Raw genomic sequence first — 22,899 nt, forward strand, 5'->3', positions numbered from 1 at the left:
TCCGTCAGACGTACTTGACGGTAGCTCGGGCATTACCACTGTACTTTCCGAGTCTGAGGGCAATCTGGGAGAGTGGCGTGCGACACGCCCAAATCGGTCGTCAGCCTACCCGCAGGCGGCCGGGCGTGAGGCGAGTCTCCACCTCGAGTGTGCAGGCAATAAGATGAATACCTGTGACTCCAGCTGACCTTGCCGAACTGATCCGCGGAACCGCTGCGAGCGTCCTAGCCGAACGCGGCCTCGACGTCTCGGTGCTCCCACAAACCTTGACCGTCGAGCGTCCTCGCAACCCCGAGCACGGCGACTACGCCACCAACATTGCCATGCAGGTAGCCAAGAAGGTCGGCACGAATCCCCGCGAGCTGGCGGGCTGGATTGCCGAAGCCCTCACCGCCGCCGACGGAATCGAATCCGCCGAGATCGCCGGACCCGGCTTCCTCAACATTCGGCTGGACAAGGACGCCCAGGGCGCCATCGTCGTGTCGGTTCTCGAAGCCGGTGCGTCGTACGGCTCGGGTGACTCCCTCGCCGGCAAGAAGATCAACCTCGAGTTCGTCTCGGCCAACCCCACCGGCCCGATTCACCTCGGTGGAACCCGTTGGGCCGCAGTCGGAGACGCGCTCGGACGCATTCTGTCCGCACAGGGCGGCCTGGTCACCCGTGAGTACTACTTCAATGATCACGGCGCCCAGATCGACCGCTTCTCGCGTTCGCTGATCGCGGCCGCCAAGGGCGAACCGGCACCGGAGGACGGCTACGCCGGCGCCTACATCGCCGACATCGCCCAGTCCGTCATACAGCAGCGTCCGGACGTCATGGACCTGCCCGCCGACGAGCAGCAGGAAACCTTCCGCGCCATCGGCGTCGAATTGATGTTCACGCACATCAAGCAGACGCTCCACGACTTCGGCGTCGACTTCGACGTGTACTTCCACGAGAACTCGCTCTTCGAATCCGGCGCAGTCGAAAAGGCCGTCGAGTCGCTGAAGAGTTCGGGCAACCTGTTCCACGAGGACGGTGCCTGGTGGCTCAAGAGCACCGACTACGGCGACGACAAGGACCGCGTTGTCATCAAGAGCGACGGCAACGCCGCCTACATCGCCGGTGACATTGCTTACTTCCAGGACAAGCGTGCCCGCGGCTTCGATCTGTGCATCTACATGCTCGGCGCCGATCACCACGGTTACATCGGCAGGCTCAAGGCCGCCGCTGCCGCCTTCGGTGACGACCCGGACACCGTCGAGGTCCTGATCGGCCAGATGGTCAACCTCGTCAAGGACGGTTCCGCCGTCAAGATGAGCAAGCGCGCCGGCACCGTCATCACCCTCGACGACCTGGTCGAGGCCATCGGCGTCGACGCGTCGCGCTACGTCATGATCCGCTCGTCGGTCGACTCCAGCATCGACATCGACCTCGACCTGTGGACCAAGACCAGCAGCGAGAACCCGGTCTACTATGTCCAGTACGCACATGCCCGCCTCTCCGCGATCGCCCGCAACGCCGCAGACCTCGGACTCTCGGCCGACGCGAGCCATCTTGCCCTGCTCACGGTCGAGCAGGAAGGCGATCTCATTCGCACGATCGGCGAGTACCCGCGCGTCGTGTCCAGCGCTGCGAACCTGCGTGAGCCCCACCGCATTGCCCGCTACCTCGAAGAACTCGCGGGTGCGTACCACCGCTTCTACGGCGCGTGCCGCATCCTTCCGCAAGGCGACGAAGACGCCACCGACGTGCACCGCGCACGTCTGGCACTCTGCGCCGCCACCCGACAGGTCCTGGCCAACGGCCTCGAACTGCTCGGCGTCACCGCACCGGAGCAGATGTGAACGCGCACCCCGCCGGCCCCAAGCATGCCGAGCAGTTGCAGGCCCCCGGTCTGCCCGACCGTCCCACCAGCCCCGAGGCTTTCGGCGAACTCTCACCGCAGGTGTGGCCGCGCAATGCTTCTCGCGGCGACGACGGTGAAGTGACTCTCGCGGGCGTCAAGGTCAGCGAGCTTGCCGAGAAGTACGGCACCCCGCTGTTTGTCATCGACGAGGACGACTTCCGTTCGCGGTGCCGCGACATGGCCCGCGCGTTCGGCCCGGATGCCAAGGTGCACTACGCATCCAAGGCATTCCTGTGCGGCGAGATCGCACGCTGGGTCGCCGACGAAGGCCTCTCGCTCGACGTCTGCTCCGGCGGCGAACTGGCGATCGCGTTGCATGCCGATTTCCCGGCCGAGCGAATTGCCATGCACGGCAACAACAAGTCCGTCGCCGAACTGACAGCCGGTGTTGCCGCTGGTGTCGGACACGTCGTCCTCGACTCGGCGATCGAAATCGGCCGACTCGACCGTGTCGCCGGTGAAGCCGGAGTTGTTCAGGACGTGCTGATTCGCCTGACGGTCGGCGTCGAAGCACATACCCACGAATTCATCTCGACCGCACACGAAGACCAGAAGTTCGGATTTTCGCTGGCCGGGGGAGCGGCAATCGACGCCGTCCGCCGCGTCTTTGCCGCGGACAACCTGCGTCTCGTCGGACTGCACAGCCACATCGGATCGCAGATCTTCGACGTCGACGGCTTCGAGGTGGCGGCGCACCGCGTCATCGGACTGCTTCGCGACGTTGTCGCGGAGTTCGGCGTCGACAAGACCAAGCAGATTTCGATCATCGACCTCGGCGGCGGCATGGGAATCTCGTACATCCCGTCCGACGACCCGCCGCCCGTCGACGAACTTGCAGCCAAGCTCGGTCACATCGTTCGCAACGAGTCGGCACTGGCCGGACTGCCCGAGCCGACACTTGCCGTCGAACCCGGCCGCGCCATCGCCGGACCAGGCACGGTGACGCTCTACGAGGTCGGAACTATCAAGGACGTCACGGTGGGCAGCGCGCTGACACGCCGCTACATCAGCGTCGACGGCGGCATGAGCGACAACATCCGCACATCGCTCTACGGTGCGGAGTACGAAGCCAAATTGGTTTCGCGAACTTCCGAGGCTGATCCTGTTGTTGCACGTGTTGTCGGAAAGCACTGCGAATCCGGTGACGTCGTCATTCGGGACACCTGGATGCCCGAGGACGTCGGACCTGGTGATTTACTTGCGGTAGCAGCGACCGGTGCATACTGCTATTCGATGTCGAGCAGGTACAACCTGCTCACCCGCCCAGCCGTGGTGGCGGTGCGTGACGGAGTTTCACGCGTGATTCTGCGGAGGGAAACAGTGGAAGATCTGCTCAGCTTGGAGGTATCGCAGTGACGAGCCAATCGGCGCATCGCGCTATCGGTGTGGCCGTTCTCGGCCTCGGTAACGTCGGAAGTGAAGTTGTCCGCATCATTCGTGAGCAGGCCGACGAGCTCGAAGCTCGCGTCGGCGCTCCGCTGGAACTGCGGGGAGTTGCCGTTCGTCGTATCGGCGCCGACCGCGGAATCCCCGAGGACATGCAGACGACGGATGCAGAATCTCTGGTCGCCCGCGAAGACGTGGACATCGTCGTCGAGGTGATCGGCGGAATCGAGCTCCCTCGCAAGCTGATTCTCTCCTCGCTCAATTCGGGCAAGTCCGTCGTCACCGCCAACAAGGCGCTGCTCGCGGACCACACCGGTGAATTGGCCGAGGCTGCCGAAGCCAACGCGGTCGACCTGTATTTCGAGGCGGCTGTCGCCGGCGCGATCCCGGTCATCCGCCCGCTGACGCAGTCGCTTGCCGGCGACCGAGTCAACAAGGTTGCCGGAATCGTGAACGGCACCACCAATTTCATCCTCTCCGCGATGGCCGAAACGGGCGCAGACTACGAGGAAACCCTCGCTGAAGCCGGCCGCCTCGGATACGCGGAAGCCGATCCCACGGCTGACGTCGAAGGCTACGACGCCGCAGCAAAGGCCGCGATCCTCGCGTCCATCGCATTCCACACCCGCGTCACCGCCGCCGATGTGTACCGCGAAGGAATCTCCAGCATCACCTCCGCTGACTTGGCGTCGGCAAAGGCACTGGACTGCACGATCAAGCTGCTCTCAATCTGCGAGCGAATCGTCACCCCCAAGGGCAAGGAGCGGATCTCCGCTCGGGTCTATCCCGCACTTGTTCCGCTCACCCATCCGCTCGCCACCGTTAACGGCGCGTTCAATGCCGTTGTCGTGGAAGCGGAAAACGCCGGCCGGCTCATGTTCTACGGCCAGGGCGCCGGCGGCGCTCCTACCGCTTCCGCGGTGATGGGCGATCTCGTGATGGCGGCGCGCAACAAGGTTCACGGTGGCCGCGGCCCCCGCGAGTCCAAGTACGCCAAGCTCAAAGTCGCCCCGATGGGCGACATCCTCACGCGCTACTACGTGAACATGGAGGTGGCGGACAAGGAAGGCGTGCTGTCCGCAGTCGCCGCCGAGTTCGCGAAGCACGGCGTGAGCATCTCCGTCGTCCGCCAGGAAGGTGCCGGAGCCGGCGCCCGACTGGTGGTCGTCACTCATGTAGCAACCGACGCGGCTCTCTCCGACACCGTGGCGGCCCTCAACGAACTCGAATTCGTCACCGCTGTGACCAGCGTGCTGCGACTGGAAGGCACTGAACAATGACCGGCATCGTCAATCCCGTCCACAAAGCTTGGCCGGGACTCATCGAGGCATACCGGGATCGTCTGGCAATCGGCGACAACTGGAAGACCGTCACCTTGCGTGAGGGCGGCACGCCGCTCCTGCCCGCCGGTCATCTCTCCGAAATCACCGGTTGCGACGTCTACCTCAAGGTCGAGGGCCTCAACCCCACCGGTTCGTTCAAGGACCGCGGCATGACGATGGCCGTCACCGACGCCCTCGCTCGTGGCCAGCGCGCCGTGCTGTGTGCCTCCACCGGCAACACCTCCGCCTCGGCTGCCGCCTACGCAGCCAAGGCCGGTATGACCTGCGCCGTCCTGATCCCGCAGGGCAAGATCGCCATGGGCAAGCTTGCTCAGGCAGTCATGCACGGCGCCAAGATCATTCAGGTGCAGGGTAACTTCGACGACTGCCTCGAACTGGCGCGCAAGACCACCGCCGAATTCCCGACCATCGGTCTGGTCAACTCCGTCAACCCGGTGCGCATCGAAGGTCAGAAGACCGCAGCGTTCGAAATCATGGATGTCCTGGGTAAGGCTCCCGACGTGCACGCACTCCCGGTCGGAAACGCCGGAAACATCACCGCATACTGGCGCGGATACTCCGAGTACTACGCAGACGGCCTGACCACGGTCAAGCCCCGTATGCTCGGCGTCCAGGCAGCCGGAGCCGCACCGTTGGTCAACGGCGCCCCCGTCAAGGATCCCGAGACCATCGCCACCGCCATCCGGATCGGTTCTCCCGCATCCTGGAACGGCGCTGTCGCGGCCAAGGAAGAGTCGAACGGCGCATTCCGCGCCGCCACCGACGAGAAGATCCTCGAGGCGTACCGCCTGATCGCCGCTACCGAAGGTGTCTTCGTGGAGCCGGCGTCGGCAGCCAGCGTCGCCGGCCTGCTCGCCGCACGTGCAGAGGGCTGGCTCGAGCCGGGCCTGACCGTCGTGTGCACCGTGACGGGTAACGGCCTCAAGGACCCCGATACCGCTCTGAAGGGCATGCCGAACGTCGAGCCCATCGGTGTCGATCCCGTTGCCGTTGCGGCTGCCCTCGAGCTTGCATAGTGTCCGTGGACTCGTCAACCACTCCGCGGAATCCGGTATCTGACATGACCAGAACCCTCCCTGTGGGTATTTCGGTGACCGCACGCGTCCCGGCCTCGAGTGCAAACTTGGGGCCGGGGTTCGACACACTCGGTTTGGCTCTGGGGCTGTACGACGAGATCGTGGTCACCGCAACGGATTCCGGTCTGAACATTCAGGTCGAAGGCGAGGGCGCTGCAGACGTGCCTTGGGGCCCTTCGCATCTGGTCGTTCGGGCCATCGAGCGCGGACTCGAAGCTGCCGGCGTGTGGGCCAGCGGCCTGGATGTGCTGTGCCGCAACGCGATCCCGCATTCACGTGGGCTAGGTTCGTCCGCGTCGGCGGCCGTGGGTGGGCTTGCTGCCGCAAACGGATTGGCCCGCGCGCTCGACGCCGAGATCGGTCTCACCGACGAGCAGTTGGTCCAACTGTCCTCCGAGTTCGAAGGGCACCCGGACAATGCGTCGGCAAGTGTCCTGGGCGGCGCTGTCGTCTCGTGGAGTTGCCCGTCCGCCGTCGATGGTGACGAGCCGATCTACTCGGCCGCGAAACTCGACGTTCATCCCGATATCCGTGCGGTAGCACTGGTTCCGGAAGAACGATCCTCCACCGCGCATACCCGCGGACTGCTGCCCGAGATGGTTCCGCACCAGGATGCGTCGTTCAACGCAAGCCGCAGCGCCCTGGCCGTTGTCGCCCTGACGGCGCGTCCGGATCTGTTGATGGCAGCCACCGAGGATCGTCTGCATCAGAGTCAACGCGCTCCCGCGCTGCCGTTGACAACCCGATGGATCGCGATTCTTCGCGAAGCCGGTATCGCGGCCACCGTTTCCGGCGCCGGCCCCACCGTGCTCGCGCTCAGTACGGAACCGTTCCCCGCGCACTTGGCGGAAGCCGCGCGCGCCGACGGTCTCCGGGTGCTCGAACTCGAGATTGCTCCCGGTGTCGAGGTTCGTCCGACCCTGGCCTGAGTGGCGAGGTCGATCGGCCCGGACTGAGTCGGGGTCGGGGTCGGTCCGACCGTGACAGGGATTGCTCTCGGCAGGATGTCCGGTAAGTGAATTGACACACGCGGGTTTCGGATAATCTTGCCGGACTCGTGGATCGGCGCTATCCTGGGCAATGTCCGTACATCGTGCGCGTCAGTCGCCGGTGCATCATCAAGGGGCCAAACTCCTACCCAGTCGGGAATTGGGGTCCACAATCCTTGACGTGATCCTCGCACTTGTACCTTCTTGAGAAGGTCTGAATCCTCGATGGCCACAACCATCGATGTTTCGTCAGTCGCGGCAGGTGTGCGACAGCATGTCTGTTTGAAACAGGGGCGTTTCGAGCACCGGTTTCCGACGGCCATGTTGATGACGGGCAAGCCGGTAGTTCTTGACATGCAACTCTCGACATGCAACTAAGTACGGCACCTCCGAGTTCGGTAATCAATCGAAACTTCGGGACGAACCCTCGACTCTGCGCCGCGCAAGTGAGGGAAGGAAAGGACCTCCGTGACCGATACGGACCTCATCGCCACCACTGCACCCAAGGCGAATTCCGCTGGGGCACAGTCAGGCGACAATTCTCAGGCGTCATCTTCAGCACCCAGCGGTGCGGTGGCGACCTCCACGAAGCGTGCCGACGCACGTCGTGGCGCCGGACTCTCCGGCATGGTGCTCACCGAACTGCGCAGTCTTGCCGGTGAACTGGGCATCAAGGGCACTTCCGGGATGCGCAAGGGCGACTTGATCGCCGCGATCAAGGAACGTCAGGGCGGCAGCGCCAAGGCGGCACCCGCTCAGAGTGAACTCACGCTCGACGACGCACCGGTTACCCGCACACGCGCCAAGAGCACTCGCACCGCGCGCACCGAAACTGTTGAAGCGCCGGCTCCTGTCGAAACTCCGGCAGCCGAGCCCGCCGCAGCGGCACCTGCCACTGCTGAAGAAGCCGAGGCGGGAGCTCCTCGTCGTGGCCGTCAGCGTCGCGGCGCTGCACGTCGCGCCGGGTCGCCCGACCAGGGCGAGCTGAACATCGAGCAGGACACGGCACCGGCCGCCCGCGTCGAAGCCACACCGGCAACCGAAGCACCCGTCGAGCGCAAGCAGAACGAGCGCACCGAAACCCGGACCGATTCCGATCAGTCCAGCTCGGCCGAGCAGACCACCGAGCGTCCCCGTCGCGAGCGCAACAACCGCGACAACCAGGGACAGCGCGACAACCAGGGGCAGCGCGACAACCAAGGTCAGCGCGACAATCAGGGTCAGCGCGACAATCAGGGTCAGCGCGACAATCAGGCGCAGCGCGGTAACCAGGATCGTCAGGATCGCGGAAACCAGAGCACTGCCGGCCAGAACAATGCGGGCCCGCGTACCGACAACCGCAACAACGGTCCGGACGACGACGAAGAGGGTGGCCGCGGACGTCGTGGACGCCGCTTCCGTGAGCGTCGTGGCCGCGGTCGCGAACGCGGCGAGGGTGGTGCACCCAGCGAGTCACGTGAGACCGAGATCCGTGAGGACGACGTTCTTCAGCCGGTAGCCGGCATCCTCGACGTGCTCGACAACTACGCCTTCGTGCGCACGTCGGGATACCTCGCCGGACCCAACGACGTCTACGTCTCGATGAACCTGATCCGCAAGAACGGCCTACGCCGCGGCGACGCCATTACCGGTGCTGTACGCGTGTCTCGTGACGGTGACCAGAGCAACCAGCGTCAGAAGTTCAACCCGCTGGTGCGCATCGACACCGTCAACGGTGGCGACGTCGAGGCCGCGAAGAAGCGTCCCGAGTTCAACAAGCTCACGCCGCTGTACCCGAACCAGCGTCTGCGTCTCGAGACCGAGCAGCACATTCTGACGACGCGTGTCATCGACCTGGTGATGCCCATCGGTAAGGGCCAGCGCGCCCTCATCGTGAGCCCGCCCAAGGCCGGTAAGACCAGCGTGTTGCAGGCGATCGCCAACGCAATCGCAACCAACAACCCGGAGTGCTACCTCATGGTCGTCCTGGTGGACGAGCGTCCCGAGGAAGTTACCGACATGCAGCGCAGCGTGAAGGGCGAGGTTATTTCCTCGACCTTCGACCGCCCGCCGGGAGACCACACCTCGGTTGCCGAGCTCGCCATCGAGCGTGCGAAGCGTCTCGTGGAAATGGGCAAGGACGTCGTGGTTCTGCTCGACTCGATCACTCGATTGGGCCGTGCGTACAACAACTCCTCACCCGCGTCGGGACGAATCCTCTCCGGTGGTGTCGACTCCACGGCTCTCTACCCGCCGAAGCGTTTCCTCGGTGCTGCCCGCAACATCGAGCACGGTGGCTCGCTCACCATCATCGCCACCGCGATGGTCGAGACCGGTTCCACCGGCGACACCGTGATCTTCGAAGAGTTCAAGGGCACCGGCAACGCCGAGCTCAAACTCGATCGCAAGATCGCCGAGCGTCGTGTGTTCCCGGCCGTGGATGTCAACCCGTCCGGTACGCGTAAGGACGAGCTGCTCCTGAGCCCCGACGAAGCCGCTGTGCTGCACAAGCTGCGTCGTGTGCTGTCCGGACTGGACTCGCATCAGGCCATCGATCTGCTGATCGATCGTCTGAAGAAGAGCAAGAACAACCTCGAGTTCCTGATGCAGGTCTCGAAGACCGCACCAGGCGCAATCGACGACTGATCTTCAGTCAGATGCGAAGAACCCCACAGCCCACGTGGCTGTGGGGTTTTCGCGTCTGTGGAACAAACTGGCGGGGGAGTGCGTTATGGAGTTCGTACAGCCCACTTCCTTCAGGAAGTTCAGACGCGTATTACCGGCTCTACCACCACGTCTGGCATACTGAACGGCCGAGTCCGGTTCCGGTTCACGATGTCGATTGGCGACGTCGACCCGGCGACCATTGAAAGGGACACCATGAAGGCAGGAATCCACCCAACCTACGTAGCGACCACCGTCGTTTGCGGTTGCGGTAACACGTTCGAGACTCACAGCACCAAGGAGTCCGGACGCATCAACGTCGAGGTTTGCTCGCAGTGCCACCCCTTCTACACGGGTAAGCAGAAGATTCTTGACACCGGTGGACGCGTGGCTCGCTTCGAGGCTCGCTACGGCAAGCGCGCTGACAGCAAGGTTCAGACCGAAGACTAGCTGTTCCGCCGACGCCCGATTTGCCTTGTGCAGATCGGGCGTCGGCTTTTTTGTGCCTGCACTCGGTTTTGCGCGTTTCCCGGGTAGTAGCGTCGAATTATCTTTAAAGCGCGCACCGTAGGAAACGAAACTCAGAGCGGAGCGAACCATGGCAGGCGCAACCAAGCCCTCGGCCATCGACGACATCCTGGCAGAACATGCCGGTCTCGAAGCGCAGATGTCCGATCCGGCGCTGCACAACGATCCGACGGCTGCCCGCCGCGTCGGAAAGCGGTTCGCCGAGCTCTCGCCCATCATGTCGACGTACAACAAGCTCACTGCTGCGCAGGACGATCTGGAAGCCGCGCGTGAACTTGCCGCCGACGATTCCAGCTTTGCCGCCGAGATTCCGGACCTCGAAGCCGAGGTCGCACAGCTCGAGCAGACGCTGACCGATCAACTTGCCCCGCGTGACCCTCACGACGGCGACGACGTCGTCCTCGAAGTGAAGTCGGGCGAAGGCGGCGAAGAGTCTGCTCTCTTTGCTTCCGACCTGGCCCGCATGTACGTCCGCTACGCGGAACGTCACGGCTGGCGCGTCGAAATCCTCGATGCGACGGTTTCAGACCTCGGCGGATACAAAGAAGCAACCATTTCGATCAAGAGCAAGTCCGACACCCCGGACGGTGTGTGGGCACGACTCAAGTTCGAAGGCGGCGTTCATCGCGTCCAGCGCGTGCCCGTCACCGAATCCCAGGGGCGCGTGCACACTTCCGCCGCCGGTGTTCTGGTGTACCCGGAACCCGAAGAGGTCGAACAGGTTCAGATCGACGAGGGTGATCTGCGCATCGACGTCTACCGTTCGTCCGGCAAGGGTGGTCAGGGCGTCAACACCACCGACTCCGCGGTGCGAATCACTCACCTGCCCACCGGAATTGTCGTTACGTGCCAGAACGAGCGCTCGCAGCTTCAGAACAAGGCCCGTGCCATGCAGGTGCTGGCTGCTCGTTTGCAGGTTGTCGCGGAGGAAGCCGCGGACGCGGAAGCGTCGGCCGGGCGTCAAAGCCAGGTTCGGACCGTCGACCGCTCCGAACGCATCCGCACCTACAACTTTCCCGAGAACCGCATCACCGATCACCGCATCGGATTCAAGTCGCACAACCTCGACGCAGTGCTCGACGGTGAGCTCGATCCGCTCCTCGACGCATTGGGCAAGGCGGACCGCGAAGCCCGCCTTGCGGCCGAATAGGCGGGCGACATGACAACTCGCGAAGCGGTCACGCGTGGCAGGCTGTACGCGTGAGCAGACTCCCACTCCGTTTGGCGCTGATCGAAGCCGCCAAAGAGCTCGATGCGGCCGGCGTGCCCAGCCCACGTACTGATGCCGAACTACTGGCGTCGCACCTGCTCGGGGTCGAGCGCACGCGTTTGGGCCTGGTTCCGTTGGTCGATGCCGAGGTGATCGAGGCGTTCAACGGCATGGTTGCGCAACGCGTGAAGCGAATCCCGTTGCAGCACATCATCGGCAGTGCGTCGATGGGCAATATCGACGTCGCCGTGGGCCCAGGTGTGTTCATTCCCCGTCCGGAAACCGAGTTGCTGATGGGCTGGGCGCTCTCGTTCCTCGAAGGATGCGGCAGTAGGCCACCGGTCGTGCTGGATCTGTGCACCGGCTCCGGAGTGCTTGCGCTGTCCATCGCCGAGGCGAGGCCAGACGCCGTGGTGCACGCCGTGGAGAAGGAACCGGCAGCGCTCGCGTGGGCGCGTCGTAACGCCGCGGACCGCGAAGCCGCCGGGGATACCCCGATTCATCTTCATCAAGGTGACGTCACCGATCGAAATCTGCTGCAGGCACTCGAAGGCAAAGTCGATCTCGTCGTCTCCAACCCGCCGTACATTCCCGAAGGGGCGCAGTTGCAGCCCGAGGTCATGGATTACGACCCGCACACGGCTCTCTTCGGTGGGCCGGACGGTTTGTCCGTGATCAAACCCATGATCAGCAACATCGCACGCTGGCTGCGGATCGGCGGTGCCGCGGGGATCGAACACGACGACACCAACGGTGACGGCGTCGCGGCACTGTTCTCGGGTCGACGGGTATTCGGCGAAGTCGAGCAGCATCCGGACCTGGCCGGTCGCCCCCGTTTTGTTGTCGCGAGACGCGTCGCCACGAGTGTGGAAGCCCAGCGTGAGCGAGACCACGGAATGCCGAGTGACAGGATGGTCCAGTGAGCACCGTTTACGACTGTAGTGAAATTGATACCCGCACGGCAGGTCTAGCTGCCGCTAAGAATGCACTCAAAGCCGGACGCCTGGTTGTCCTTCCGACGGACACTCTGTACGGATTGGCTGCCGATGCCTTTGACAGCGAGGCGGTCACGAGCCTCCTCCGCGCGAAGGGGCGCGGCCGGGACATGCCGGTTCCCGTTCTGGTCGGATCCTGGAACACCATCGACGGACTCGTCTACAGCGTGCGCCCGCAGGCACGCGATCTCGTTCGGGCATTCTGGCCGGGCGGGCTGAGTTTGGTTGTCGAACAAGCGCCCTCGTTGGCCTGGGATCTCGGCGATACACGCGGAACGGTCATGCTTCGGATGCCGCTGCACCCCGTCGCCCTCGAATTGTTGCGCGACGTCGGGCCACTGGCCGTGTCCAGCGCCAACATCTCCGGACGGCCACCGGCCACCACGGTCGACGAAGCCCGCGATCAACTCGGCGGCTCGGCCAGTGTCTACCTCGACGGCGGCCCGGCAGCACATGCAGTGGCGTCGACGATCGTGGATCTGACCGGCGACTCGCCCCGAATCCTGCGGGTCGGCGCTGTGTCCGCGGAAGACATCGCCGACGTGTTGGGCACCACCCCGGAAAGCCTTGTAGAGGGAGTTTCGTAACGATGGTCGGTGCCCGCCAGAACACGGGTGATTATCCCCAGTGATCACGACGCACCGGGCCACCGAGATCCTCGCGCAGTCCAGCGGGGGAGTGGGCGTACCGATCCGAGAACTCCTCCTGGTTCTGTGCACCGCTGCTGTGGTCACCTATCTGGCTACCGGCGCCGTGCGGGTCCTTGCCATCCGGTTCGGCGCGGTTGCGATACCGCGCGACCGTGACGTTCACGTCAAGCCGACCCCCCGTCTCGGTGGCGTCGGCATGTACGTCGGCCTGGCTGCCGGTCTGCTCTTCGCGCAGCAATTGCCTGCTCTGACACGAGGATTCGAGTTCGACAGTCATGACGTTCAAGCGGCTCTGGTGTCCGGCGGAGTCATAGTCCTGGTCGGCATCATCGATGACAAGTGGGGGCTCGACGCTCTCACGAAGTTCGTCGGCCAGGTGACTGCCGCCGGAATCATGGTGGTGATGGGCGTCAGTTGGTTCATCATCTACAACCCATTCGGCGACGGCGGATCGACAATCATTCTCGATCAGATTCAATCGGGTCTGTTCACCGTCGCTGTTGCCGTCGCGACCATCAACGCCATGAATTTCGTCGACGGTCTCGACGGTCTGGCAGCGGGTCTCGGCCTCATTGCAGCGGTCGCGATCCTGCTCTTCTCGATCGGACTCCTGCACGATCAGGGCGGCGATGTGAGCGTGTACCCACCGGCGATGATTGCCGCTGCTCTCGCCGGAGCGTGCCTCGGATTCCTGCCGCACAATTTCAATCCGGCACGGATCTTCATGGGTGATTCCGGATCCATGTTGATCGGACTCATGCTCGCCGCGATCTCGACTTCCGCGTCGGGACGGATTCCGCTGACGGCCTACGGTACGCGCGACCTTGTCGCTCTACTGGCACCGTTGTTGCTGGTCGGTGCTGTGATGTTCATCCCCATGCTGGACATGCTGCTCGCCGTCATCCGTCGCACGCGGGCAGGTGTCAGTCCGTTCAGTCCGGACAAGATGCATCTGCATCACCGGTTGCTGCAGATCGGTCACACCCATCGCCGGGTTGTGCTGGTCATCTACTCGTGGGTGGGCGTTCTGGCGTTCGGCGCCGTGGGATCTTCGCTGTTGGATCGACAGTTGGTTGTCGTCCTCGTGGCCGCCGGAATGCTCGCAGCATTTCTGTTCACCGCGATCCCGTCGCTGCGTGATCGTCGGCAGGAGCGGCAGTAGCCAGCTTTTCCGATCCATTACCCTTGGCATCGTGACGAACACCCCGCAATCAGTGCCGGCATCGCAGCCCATTCCCGATTCGACCGCAGCAATGCGTTCTGCAGTGAAGTGGGGCGTGATCGGACTGGTTGTGCTGACCATCGTCGGGTCCCTGCTCGGGTGGCTGATCGGTGGTAAGGAAGGCCTGTACGGCGCGCTTCTCGGCGCGGCTGTTGGCGGCGGGTTCATTCTCTTCACCGCGCTCGGCGTGCTTCTCACATCGAAGCTGCCTGCTCTGACCGCCGGCGCCGTTCTTCTCGGCACCTGGTTGCTCAAGATGATCCTGGCGATTGTGGTGCTCGCGATCCTGAAACCGCTCGACTTCTACGACAAGACCTCGTTGGTACTGGTCATGGTATTTGCGTTGGTTATCGTCCTCGGGGCGGAAACGTACGGCGTTCTCGGAACCAAGACTCCGTACGTGGATCCCACTCCCAGCGCTCCGATCAACGACGACGAGTAGTACTACAAAACGTAACAAACTGCCCCTTCAGGTACCCCATCTACACAATGTCGTAGATGACTTGGTAGGGTCAGCGTCAAGCGAGAGCAAAGGCAGGCTAGGTAACCCTCAGCCGACGATGCCATGTGCTCGCAGGTGGTCGATATTCTGGGCCACTGAGTCGACGAGAGTCGCCGACACCGACAGAAGCCAGGCCCCGCGAGGGTTCTCCAGCAGCTGACGAATGCGCGAGTCGAACTTGTCGACTTGTAGATCGTCAATGTCCGATCGAACCGCAGTCAATGATGGCTGCGGACCGACTACGGGAGAGAACGCTGAGCGTCACCACCCTGGCCGCCGTGGAGTTCCACGCGCCGTCACTAGACGATTTTTTCCCCGAATCAGTACTGATTCACGCGGGTCCGTTCGAGCTCGACCGACTGATGCTCATCCGCATCCTGATGTCGGTGTTGGTAGCAGCGTTCTTCGCAATTGCGATGCGCAGCCCGCGGTTGATTCCGCGTGGTGTGCAGAACGTAGCCGAGATCGCGTTGGACTTCGTTCGCGTGCAGATCGCCGAAGACGTTCTCGGTAAGGAACAGGGCAAGCGATTCCTGCCTGTCATTGCCACGATCTTCTTCGTCGTTATCGCCAACAACGTCTCCGCGATCATCCCCTTCTTGAACATCTCACCGAACGCACGTATCGGCATGCCGTTGGTTCTCGCGGCGCTCGCATACATCGTCTTCAACTACGTGGGCATCAAGAAGTACGGCTTCTTCAAGTATGTGAAGAGCAGCATCGTTGTTCCGGGTGTTCCGACTGCCCTGCACTTCCTGCTGATCCCGATCGAGTTCATCTCGACGTTCGTACTGCGCCCCTTCACGTTGATGGTTCGTCTTATGGCCAACATGTTGGCCGGCCACATCCTGCTGGTGCTGTTCCTCGGAGCAACGAACTTCTTTGTCCTCAACGGCGGCTTCCAGGCACTCTTCGGTGTTGCCTCCCTGGCCGCAGCCATCGCCTTCACCTTCTTCGAAATTCTGGTGATCGTTCTGCAGGCCTACGTTTTCTCTCTGCTGGCCGCGGTCTACATCGACCTCGCGCTGCACGCCGAAGATCACTGACCACACCACATTTCAGCTACACCAAGAACTGAGCCTTCCGTCGACACCGGCGGAGGTCAACTGAAAGGGAATGGAACACCATGAGCGTCGCTTACCTGGCACAGGAAGTTGCCGAGCAGACCATCACCAACAAGGGTTATGGCGCCATCGGCTACGGCCTCGCGGCAATCGGCCCCGGCATCGGCATCGGCATCGTCGTCGGTAAGGCAATCGAGGGCATGGTTCGCCAGCCCGAGATGGCCGGACAGGTTCGTACCACCATGTTCCTCGGTATTGCATTCACCGAGGCCCTCGCGCTGATCGGCCTCGTCGCCGGCTTCATTTTCTAAGCGACCGACATGGCAGCCACCATTACTCTGCTCGCGGCCGCTGAGGGTGAGACTCACAACCCTCTCGTGCCCGCGACGTACGACATCGTATGGTCCATCGTCTGCCTCGTCGTTGTCGGTTTTGTCTTCTGGAAGTTCGTTCTTCCGATGTTCCAGAAGGTCCTTGCCGATCGCACCGAGCAGATCGAGGGCGGGATCAAGAAGGCCGAAGAGGCACAGGCTGAGGCAAAGGAAGCGCTCGAGCAGTACCGCGCGCAGCTTGCCGAAGCTCGTACCGAGGCCGCGCAGATCCGTGAGGAAGCGCGCACCCAGGGTCAGCAGATCATTGCTGACATGAAGGTTCAGGCGCAGGAGGAGAGCGATCGCATCGTGGCCGCAGGCCACAGCCAGCTCGTCGCCCAGCGTCAGCAGATCGTCGCTGAGCTCCGCTCGGATCTCGGCAGGACCGCTGTAGACCTGGCCGAGAAGGTCATCGGAGAGTCCCTCGCCGACGACGTGAAGCGCGCCGGAACGGTTGATCGATTCCTCAACGAGCTCGACGCCGTCAGCGCTGATTCAGCCAGGAAGTGAGCAACATGTACGCAGCGAGCCGTGAATCCTTGGCGCAGACGCGTTCTGCGCTGAGCAGCGCCCTGGGCGCAGTCTCTGCAGGTGCCGCTACCGCGGCCGCTGCGCAGGCTGGGTCCGAGCTCTTCTCGGTGGTCGAGGTACTCGACGGCCAGCGCGCTCTTCGTAGCGCGCTGGCTGACGCTTCGGCACCGGTCGCTGGTCGCCAGGGCTTGGCTGAGCAGTTGTTCTCCGGGAAGGTCGGCGCGGAAGCGTTGGCAACCGTGAAAGCAGCTGCAGGCCAGGATTGGTCAGCGGGCCGCGACCTGGTCAACTCGCTCGAACTGCTCGGCCGCGAAGCTCTGCTCCGCGCCGCAGCAGATCAGGGTCAGTTGGACACCGTCGAGGACGAGCTGTTCCGTCTCGGTCGCATCGTGGCAGGGGATCCCAGCCTGGAGCAGACGCTCTCGGATCTGTCGGTTCCCGCAGCCCGCAAGCGTGAGTTCCTTTCGCGCCTGCTCTACGGCAAGGTCACCGCGGTCACCGAGGCACTTGCCGGACAGGCCGTCGGCCGGTTGAAGTCTGCACCCGCAGACACTTTCGACCAGCTGTCGAATCTTGCCGCCGCGCAGCGTGATACCGCTGTTGCCCACGTGCGTAGCGCTTCGGCGTTGAGCACGGAGCAGACGGATCGTCTGACGAGCACACTTACCCGCACCTACGGGAAGCCGGTAACCGTGCACGTCGAGATCGATCCCGCACTTCTCAGCGGCTTGGTCGTCCGGGTGGGCGACGAGGTCATCGACGGCAGCGCAGCGGGACGACTCGCAGCACTGCGGAAGAACCTCAAATAGTCCTTCAGCCGAACACACACTCCAGATCTTTTCGAAGACCAGATACCGAGAGCAGGAAAAACATGGCGGAGCTGACGATCTCCTCCGACGAGATCCGTAGCGCGATCGACAACTACACCGCGAGCTACTCCCCGGAGGCCTCCCGTGAGGAGGTCGGCACAGTGACCGACACCAGTGACGGCATTGCGCACGTCTCTGGCCTGCCTTCGGCTATGTCCAACGAACTGTTGGAGTTCCCCGGTGGAATCGTCGGCGTCGCGCTCAACCTGGATGCCACCGAAATCGGTGCAGTCATCCTGGGTGACTACCAGAACATTCAAGAAGGCCAGGAAGTAAAGCGCACGGGCGACGTTCTGTCGGTTCCCGTCGGCGACGCTTTCCTCGGCCGCGTCATCGACCCGTTGGGTGCTCCCATCGACGGCCTCGGCGAGATCGAGAGCACCGAAAACCGTGCACTCGAACTGCAGGCCGCTTCGGTGCTCGAGCGCCAGCCGGTCGAAGAGCCGCTCCAGACGGGTATCAAGGCTATCGACGCCATGACCCCGATCGGCCGCGGCCAGCGCCAGCTCATCATCGGCGACCGCAAGACCGGCAAGACCGCGGTCTGCATCGACGCGATCCTGAACCAGAAGGCCAACTGGGATTCCGGCGATGTCAACAAGCAGGTTCGCTGCATCTACGTTGCCATCGGTCAGAAGGGCTCCACCATCGCGGGCGTCAAGGCTGCCCTCGAGGAGAAGGGCGCGATGGAATACACCACCATCGTTGCTGCTCCGGCTTCTGATTCCGCAGGCTTCAAGTGGCTCGCACCGTACACCGGCTCGGCCATCGGCCAGCACTGGATGTACCAGGGCAAGCACGTTCTGGTCGTGTTCGACGACCTGACCAAGCAGGCAGAGGCGTACCGCGCCATCTCGCTGCTGCTGCGTCGCCCGCCGGGACGTGAGGCATACCCCGGTGACGTCTTCTACTTGCACTCCCGTCTGCTGGAGCGTTCGGCGAAGCTGTCCGACGCACTCGGCGGTGGCTCGCTGACGGCTCTGCCGATCATCGAGACCAAGGCAAACGACGTCTCGGCTTACATCCCGACCAACGTCATCTCCATCACCGACGGCCAGGTCTTCCTTGAGTCCGACCTGTTCAACAAGGGCGTTCGCCCCGCGATCAACGTCGGTATCTCGGTCTCCCGAGTCGGTGGCGCTGCACAGACCAAGGGTATGAAGAAGGTTTCCGGTTCGCTGCGTCTGGAACTGGCTCAGTTCCGTGAGCTCGAAGCGTTCTCCGCCTTCGCATCCGACCTCGACGCTGCCTCCAAGGCTCAGCTCGAGCGCGGTGCCCGTCTGGTCGAGCTGCTCAAGCAGGATCAGTACAGCCCGATCCCCGTCGAAGACCAGATCATCTCGATCTACCTCGCCGGCGAAGGCACCTTCGACAGCGTCCCGATCGGCGACGTCCGTCGCTTCGAGAAGGAACTGCTCGAAGACCTCAAGCACTCGGCTGCCGGCGTTTACGCCAGCATCAATGGCGGTAAGGCACTCGATGCCGACAACGCTGCTGCGCTGATCGCTGCAACAGACAAGTTCAAGGAAGGCTTCATCGCATCCGACGGAAGCCGGGTCGTGAACGAAGCCGAGGCCGCCGCTCTGGGCGCAGACGAGGTCGAGAACGAGCAGATCAACGTCAAGCGCAAGACCGTCAGCAAGTGACGTACGCGCCCATGACACTGCGAATTCCGAAGGGAGAGTGATTGATCGATGGCAAGCATTCTCGAATTGCGGTCCCGTATCAAGTCGGTCAACTCGACCAAGAAGATCACCAAAGCACAGGAACTGATCGCGACTTCGCGTATCACGAAGGCTCAGATTCGCGTCGCCGCATCCAAGCCGTATGCCGAGGAGATCACGAAGGTACTCACCGAATTGGCGAGTGCGTCTGCTTCGCTCGATCACCCGCTGCTCAACGAGCGTCCGGAGCCCAAGCGGGCTGCGGTGCTCGTTGTCACCAGTGACCGCGGCATGTGCGGTGGCTACAACTCCAACGTCCTCAAGCAGGCAGAAGAGCTCATGACTCTGCTCCGCAGCGAGGGCAAGGAGCCGGTTGTCTACGTGCTCGGTTCCAAGGGACTCGGGTACTACACGTTCCGTGGCCGCAACGTCGGTGCTGCGTGGACGGGCTTCTCGCAGGATCCGGGTTACTCGGATGCCGCGAAGGCCAGCCGCCACCTGGTGGAACTCTTCATGGCAGGTTCGGGCAACCAGGTCGATGCTCCGAACGGCGAAGGCACCATCGAGGGCGTCGACGAACTCCATATCGTCTACACCCGCTTCGTGTCGATGCTGACGCAGACCCCCGAGGTTCGCCGTATGGCTCCGCTCGAGGTGTCCGTGTCCGAAGAGCACATCGAACTCGGTGACGACATGCTGACCAACGGTCACGACGACGACCACTCCACCGGTCCCGTCGCTGACTTCAGCTTCGAACCGGAGCCGGAGAAGCTGCTCGGCGCACTTCTGCCGAAGTACGTCAGCACGCGAATCTTCTCGTCGCTTCTCGATGCTGCGGCATCGGAGTCGGCAGCCCGTCGTACCGCTATGAAGGCCGCGACGGACAACGCAAACGAACTGGTGAACACGTTGAGCCGTCAGGCCAACCAGGCTCGCCAGGCCCAGATCACCCAGGAAATCAGCGAGATCGTCGGCGGCGCCAACGCGCTCGCCTCGAGCGCAGGAAGTGACTAGCACATGACCGCAGCAGTAACCGAAAACAACGGGGCAGGTTCGGCTTCGGCCGTAGCCGGCCGCGTCGTGCGGGTCATCGGTCCCGTCGTGGACGTTGAATTCCCGCGTGGCGCTGTTCCTGAACTGTTCAACGCCCTGAAGGCCGAGATCACGCTTCCCTCGGTCGCCAAGACGCTGACGCTCGAGGTTGCTCAGCACCTCGGTGACAACCTGGTCCGCACCGTCTCCATGCAGCCCACCGACGGCCTGGTCCGCGGCACTGCAGTGATCGACTCGGGCAAGCCGATCTCGGTTCCCGTCGGTGACGTCGTCAAGGGCCACGTGTTCAACGCACTGGGCGATTGCCTCGACACCCCGGGCCTCGGCCGCGACGGCGAGCAGTGGGGCATCCACCGCAAGCCACCAGCCTTCGATCAGCTCGAAGGTAAGACCGAGATCCTCGAGACCGGCATCAAGGTCATCGACCTTCTCACCCCGTACGTCAAGGGTGGAAAGATCGGTCTGTTCGGTGGTGCCGGCGTCGGCAAGACCGTTCTGATCCAGGAAATGATCACGCGTATCGCTCGCGAGTTCTCGGGCACCTCGGTGTTCGCAGGCGTCGGTGAGCGTACCCGTGAGGGCACCGACCTTCACCTGGAAATGGAAGAGATGGGCGTCCTTCAGGACACCGCCCTTGTCTTCGGCCAGATGGATGAGCCGCCCGGAACGCGTATGCGCGTCGCCCTGTCCGCACTGACGATGGCGGAGTACTTCCGCGACGTTCAGGGCCAGGACGTTCTGTTGTTCATCGACAACATCTTCCGCTTCACGCAGGCAGGTTCCGAGGTTTCCACTCTCCTCGGCCGTATGCCTTCGGCAGTGGGCTACCAGCCCACGCTGGCGGACGAGATGGGTGAGCTCCAGGAGCGCATCACCTCGACCCGTGGTCGCTCGATCACGTCGCTGCAGGCTATTTACGTGCCCGCCGACGACTACACCGACCCCGCGCCGGCTACGACGTTCGCGCACCTCGATGCCACCACCGAGCTCTCGCGCCCGATTTCGCAGATGGGTATCTACCCCGCTGTGGATCCGCTGAGCTCGACCTCCCGCATCCTGGAGCCCGGCATCGTCGGTGCCGAGCACTTCCGCGTTGCCAACGAGGTCAAGCGCATCCTGCAGAAGTACAAGGAACTGCAGGACATCATCGCCATCCTCGGTATGGACGAGCTTCAGGAAGAGGACAAGGTCCTCGTGGGCCGCGCCCGTCGTATCCAGAAGTTCCTCGGCCAGAACTTCATCGTTGCCGAGAAGTTCACCGGTGAGCCCGGCTCCGTCGTGCCGCTCCGCGACACGATCGAAGCCTTCGACCGCGTCTGCAAGGGCGAGTTCGATCACCTGCCCGAGCAGGCATTCAACAGCTGTGGTGGACTCGACGACGTCGAGGCTGCAGCCAAGAAGATGGCCGGGAAGTAGTCCACGATGGCTGAGATGACCGTAGAACTCGTTGCCGTCGAGGAGCGCTTGTGGTCGGGTACGGCGACGCTGGTCAGCGCTCAGACGACCGAGGGCGAGATCGGCATCATGCCTGGGCATGAGCCGGTCCTCGGCCAGCTCATCGAGGGCGGTACCGTATCGATCACGCCTGTTGACGGTGAGCGTATCGTCGCAGCAGTTCACGGCGGTTTCCTGTCGGTGACGGCTACCACCGTCACGATTCTGGCCGAGTCTGCGGACATGGCCGAGGACATCGACGTGAACGCTGCCAAGGCAGTTCTCGCTGACACCCAAGCAGACGACGAGGCGATTGCGGTCGCCAAGGGTCAGCTTCGGGCAGTCGAGCGCGCGTAGTTAATCAGAGCAAAGCCGCGACGGGAGCCGACGAACAGTGACATTCGGAATGACTGTGTTGATCATTCTGGTTGTGCTGCTCGCGGTTCTCGTCGCGGCTTTTCTGTACCGTCTGGTGATCCTCCGCCGCGGTGGTACTGCAGCACTTCTTCGTGTTCTGCCCTCGCCGGGGGACAGCGGGTGGCGGCACGGAATCATTCGCTACGGCGAAAGCTCGTGCGTATTCTTCAAACTTTCTTCTCTCCGGCCCGGTCCGGATTCACGTGTCGACCGTCAAGGCATCGAGGTCGAGAGCCGTCGCTCTCCCTCGGGTACCGAATTCGACATCATGAGTGACGACATCGTTGTCCTGCGCGTGCGCGACGGGGAGTCGAACTACGAAATCGCTTTGGACAGTGGAGCGTTGACTGCATTCCTGTCCTGGGTGGAATCTCGGCCAGACGGGCGTGCCCGTAGGCGACGTACCGCCTGACCGAAGGCGTCGTGTCAGGCGCCGGCGCCTGGCTTCCAGAGAACATCACCGTTCGGATTGGCAACTCTTCCCATGATGAAGAGCAAGTCCGACAGCCTGTTGAGGTATTTCGCGGGCAGAACGCTCGTGTCGTCCGGGTAGGAGTCGATAGCCGACCATGCCGCTCGTTCGGCCCGACGAGAGACGGTCCGAGCAACGTGCAGTAGTGCACCCAACGGCGTTCCGCCGGGCAGAATGAACGAATTCAGCGGTGCTAGTTGATCATTGAGCTCATCGCACCAACCTTCGAGACGATCGATGTATGCCTGGGTGACGCGAAGCGGTGGGTACTTGGGATTCTCCACGACCGGGGTAGACAGGTCCGCGCCCGCGTCGAAGAGGTCGTTCTGAATCTGTCGAAGTATCGCAACCAGATTCTCCGGCGGGTTTCCGAGAGCCAACGCAACACCGATCGCCGCATTGGTTTCATCGCAATCCGCATATGCGGTCAGGCGTGGGTCGTTCTTGGACACGCGCGAAAAGTCGCTCAGTCCTGTGGTGCCGTCGTCGCCGGTCCGGGTGTAGATCTTCGTTAGGTGAACACTCATACGCCAACGGTACCGGCGCGGAGTTTCGGCGGTTGTGGCTCTAGGCTGTGAACCGTGAGTGAGCA

23 protein-coding genes (1 of these 23 cut by a window edge) are annotated in these 22,899 nt (G+C 63.0%); 22 read left to right on the forward strand and 1 reads right to left on the reverse strand.

The window, feature by feature from the left end; genetic code table 11:
• Positions 1-173 precede the first annotated feature (173 nt).
• The 21 genes from argS (at position 174) to FFI94_RS09580 (ending at position 22,247) form a co-directional block, all read left to right on the forward strand.
• Entirely contained in the window at positions 174-1,826 is a 1,653-nt protein-coding gene (argS, locus tag FFI94_RS09480; protein ID WP_138872744.1) for an arginine--tRNA ligase, read from the forward strand.
• Positions 1,823-3,244 carry a diaminopimelate decarboxylase gene (gene lysA / locus FFI94_RS09485; RefSeq protein WP_138872745.1) on the forward strand — a complete coding sequence of 474 codons (1,422 nt, stop codon included), beginning with the start codon at positions 1,823-1,825 and terminating at the stop codon, positions 3,242-3,244. The genes argS and lysA overlap by 4 nt, the downstream gene beginning before the upstream one ends.
• On the forward strand, positions 3,241-4,554 hold the full coding sequence (locus FFI94_RS09490) for a homoserine dehydrogenase (RefSeq protein ID WP_138872746.1): 1,314 nt from the start codon (positions 3,241-3,243) through the stop codon (positions 4,552-4,554). Before lysA ends, FFI94_RS09490 begins: the two co-directional genes overlap by 4 nt.
• Complete coding sequence (gene thrC / locus FFI94_RS09495; protein ID WP_003941280.1) at positions 4,551-5,633, forward strand: threonine synthase; 1,083 nt, start codon at positions 4,551-4,553, stop codon at positions 5,631-5,633. Before FFI94_RS09490 ends, thrC begins: the two co-directional genes overlap by 4 nt.
• A 44-nt stretch (positions 5,634-5,677) precedes the next feature.
• Positions 5,678-6,622 carry a homoserine kinase gene (gene thrB, locus FFI94_RS09500; protein WP_138872747.1) on the forward strand — a complete coding sequence of 315 codons (945 nt, stop codon included), beginning with the start codon at positions 5,678-5,680 and terminating at the stop codon, positions 6,620-6,622.
• A gap of 528 nt (positions 6,623-7,150) precedes the next feature.
• Positions 7,151-9,307 (forward strand): transcription termination factor Rho, encoded by a 2,157-nt coding sequence (gene rho, locus FFI94_RS09505; protein WP_138872748.1) that lies wholly within the window; start codon positions 7,151-7,153, stop codon positions 9,305-9,307.
• Between the two features lie 234 nt (positions 9,308-9,541).
• Complete coding sequence (rpmE, locus tag FFI94_RS09510) at positions 9,542-9,775, forward strand: 50S ribosomal protein L31 (RefSeq protein ID WP_033236138.1); 234 nt, start codon at positions 9,542-9,544, stop codon at positions 9,773-9,775.
• Between the two features lie 148 nt (positions 9,776-9,923).
• Positions 9,924-11,003: a peptide chain release factor 1 gene (gene prfA, locus FFI94_RS09515; RefSeq protein WP_045071323.1), complete on the forward strand. Its 1,080-nt coding sequence runs from the start codon at positions 9,924-9,926 to the stop codon at positions 11,001-11,003.
• 50 nt (positions 11,004-11,053) lie between these two features.
• On the forward strand, positions 11,054-11,986 hold the full coding sequence (gene prmC, locus FFI94_RS09520; RefSeq protein ID WP_138872749.1) for a peptide chain release factor N(5)-glutamine methyltransferase: 933 nt from the start codon (positions 11,054-11,056) through the stop codon (positions 11,984-11,986).
• Positions 11,983-12,645 carry an L-threonylcarbamoyladenylate synthase gene (locus FFI94_RS09525; protein ID WP_033236099.1) on the forward strand — a complete coding sequence of 221 codons (663 nt, stop codon included), beginning with the start codon at positions 11,983-11,985 and terminating at the stop codon, positions 12,643-12,645. Before prmC ends, FFI94_RS09525 begins: the two co-directional genes overlap by 4 nt.
• Before the next feature lie 40 nt (positions 12,646-12,685).
• Positions 12,686-13,870, forward strand: a complete 1,185-nt coding sequence (locus FFI94_RS09530) for a glycosyltransferase family 4 protein (protein ID WP_138872750.1) — start codon at positions 12,686-12,688, stop codon at positions 13,868-13,870.
• A gap of 31 nt (positions 13,871-13,901) precedes the next feature.
• The gene (locus FFI94_RS09535) at positions 13,902-14,372 is read left to right on the forward strand and encodes a hypothetical protein (protein WP_138872751.1); all 471 of its coding nucleotides are present in this window, start codon (positions 13,902-13,904) and stop codon (positions 14,370-14,372) included.
• 281 nt (positions 14,373-14,653) lie between these two features.
• Positions 14,654-15,478 carry a F0F1 ATP synthase subunit A gene (gene atpB / locus FFI94_RS09540; RefSeq protein WP_045071318.1) on the forward strand — a complete coding sequence of 275 codons (825 nt, stop codon included), beginning with the start codon at positions 14,654-14,656 and terminating at the stop codon, positions 15,476-15,478.
• A gap of 80 nt (positions 15,479-15,558) precedes the next feature.
• Positions 15,559-15,807, forward strand: a complete 249-nt coding sequence (locus FFI94_RS09545; protein ID WP_033236102.1) for an ATP synthase F0 subunit C — start codon at positions 15,559-15,561, stop codon at positions 15,805-15,807.
• A 9-nt stretch (positions 15,808-15,816) separates the two neighbouring features.
• Complete coding sequence (locus FFI94_RS09550; protein WP_138872752.1) at positions 15,817-16,377, forward strand: F0F1 ATP synthase subunit B; 561 nt, start codon at positions 15,817-15,819, stop codon at positions 16,375-16,377.
• A 5-nt stretch (positions 16,378-16,382) separates the two neighbouring features.
• Positions 16,383-17,207: a F0F1 ATP synthase subunit delta gene (locus tag FFI94_RS09555; protein ID WP_138872753.1), complete on the forward strand. Its 825-nt coding sequence runs from the start codon at positions 16,383-16,385 to the stop codon at positions 17,205-17,207.
• 62 nt (positions 17,208-17,269) lie between these two features.
• Positions 17,270-18,913: a F0F1 ATP synthase subunit alpha gene (gene atpA / locus FFI94_RS09560; RefSeq protein ID WP_138872754.1), complete on the forward strand. Its 1,644-nt coding sequence runs from the start codon at positions 17,270-17,272 to the stop codon at positions 18,911-18,913.
• Between the two features lie 48 nt (positions 18,914-18,961).
• Complete coding sequence (locus FFI94_RS09565; RefSeq protein ID WP_138872755.1) at positions 18,962-19,945, forward strand: F0F1 ATP synthase subunit gamma; 984 nt, start codon at positions 18,962-18,964, stop codon at positions 19,943-19,945.
• Between the two features lie 3 nt (positions 19,946-19,948).
• The gene (atpD, locus tag FFI94_RS09570; RefSeq protein WP_138872756.1) at positions 19,949-21,400 is read left to right on the forward strand and encodes a F0F1 ATP synthase subunit beta; all 1,452 of its coding nucleotides are present in this window, start codon (positions 19,949-19,951) and stop codon (positions 21,398-21,400) included.
• A gap of 6 nt (positions 21,401-21,406) precedes the next feature.
• Positions 21,407-21,775, forward strand: a complete 369-nt coding sequence (locus tag FFI94_RS09575; RefSeq protein ID WP_138872757.1) for a F0F1 ATP synthase subunit epsilon — start codon at positions 21,407-21,409, stop codon at positions 21,773-21,775.
• A gap of 49 nt (positions 21,776-21,824) precedes the next feature.
• A complete protein-coding gene (locus FFI94_RS09580; RefSeq protein ID WP_185993400.1) occupies positions 21,825-22,247 on the forward strand; it encodes a DUF2550 domain-containing protein in 423 nt (140 codons plus the stop codon).
• A gap of 14 nt (positions 22,248-22,261) precedes the next feature.
• Here FFI94_RS09580 and FFI94_RS09585 read toward each other — a convergent pair whose 3' ends face one another.
• Positions 22,262-22,834 carry a cob(I)yrinic acid a,c-diamide adenosyltransferase gene (locus tag FFI94_RS09585; RefSeq protein WP_138872759.1) on the reverse strand — a complete coding sequence of 191 codons (573 nt, stop codon included), beginning with the start codon at positions 22,832-22,834 and terminating at the stop codon, positions 22,262-22,264.
• A gap of 54 nt (positions 22,835-22,888) precedes the next feature.
• Here FFI94_RS09585 and murA point away from each other — a divergent pair, with 54 nt between their 5' ends.
• Positions 22,889-22,899 carry the beginning of a UDP-N-acetylglucosamine 1-carboxyvinyltransferase gene (murA, locus tag FFI94_RS09590; RefSeq protein WP_138872760.1) on the forward strand. The gene runs 1,249 nt beyond the window's last position, so 11 of the gene's 1,260 nt are visible here — the first part of the coding sequence; the start codon lies at positions 22,889-22,891; the stop codon falls past the right edge of the window.

Source organism: Rhodococcus sp. KBS0724 (genome assembly GCF_005938745.2).
Lineage (GTDB): Bacteria > Actinomycetota > Actinomycetes > Mycobacteriales > Mycobacteriaceae > Rhodococcus_F.

What these genes read in the sequence shown, in the direction of transcription:
- thrC (WP_003941280.1), top strand. Translation starts at nt 4,551, where the DNA reads ATGACCGGCATCGTCAATCCCGTCCACAAAGCTTGGCCGGGACTCATC.
- thrB (WP_138872747.1), top strand. Translation starts at nt 5,678, where the DNA reads ATGACCAGAACCCTCCCTGTGGGTATTTCGGTGACCGCACGCGTCCCG.
- rpmE (WP_033236138.1), top strand. Translation starts at nt 9,542, where the DNA reads ATGAAGGCAGGAATCCACCCAACCTACGTAGCGACCACCGTCGTTTGC.
- prfA (WP_045071323.1), top strand. Translation starts at nt 9,924, where the DNA reads ATGGCAGGCGCAACCAAGCCCTCGGCCATCGACGACATCCTGGCAGAA.
- atpB (WP_045071318.1), top strand. Translation starts at nt 14,654, where the DNA reads ATGATGGCTGCGGACCGACTACGGGAGAGAACGCTGAGCGTCACCACC.
- FFI94_RS09545 (WP_033236102.1), top strand. Translation starts at nt 15,559, where the DNA reads ATGAGCGTCGCTTACCTGGCACAGGAAGTTGCCGAGCAGACCATCACC.
- FFI94_RS09550 (WP_138872752.1), top strand. Translation starts at nt 15,817, where the DNA reads ATGGCAGCCACCATTACTCTGCTCGCGGCCGCTGAGGGTGAGACTCAC.
- FFI94_RS09555 (WP_138872753.1), top strand. Translation starts at nt 16,383, where the DNA reads ATGTACGCAGCGAGCCGTGAATCCTTGGCGCAGACGCGTTCTGCGCTG.
- atpA (WP_138872754.1), top strand. Translation starts at nt 17,270, where the DNA reads ATGGCGGAGCTGACGATCTCCTCCGACGAGATCCGTAGCGCGATCGAC.
- FFI94_RS09565 (WP_138872755.1), top strand. Translation starts at nt 18,962, where the DNA reads ATGGCAAGCATTCTCGAATTGCGGTCCCGTATCAAGTCGGTCAACTCG.
- atpD (WP_138872756.1), top strand. Translation starts at nt 19,949, where the DNA reads ATGACCGCAGCAGTAACCGAAAACAACGGGGCAGGTTCGGCTTCGGCC.
- FFI94_RS09575 (WP_138872757.1), top strand. Translation starts at nt 21,407, where the DNA reads ATGGCTGAGATGACCGTAGAACTCGTTGCCGTCGAGGAGCGCTTGTGG.
- FFI94_RS09580 (WP_185993400.1), top strand. Translation starts at nt 21,825, where the DNA reads ATGACTGTGTTGATCATTCTGGTTGTGCTGCTCGCGGTTCTCGTCGCG.
- FFI94_RS09585 (WP_138872759.1), bottom strand. Translation starts at nt 22,834, where the DNA reads ATGAGTGTTCACCTAACGAAGATCTACACCCGGACCGGCGACGACGGC.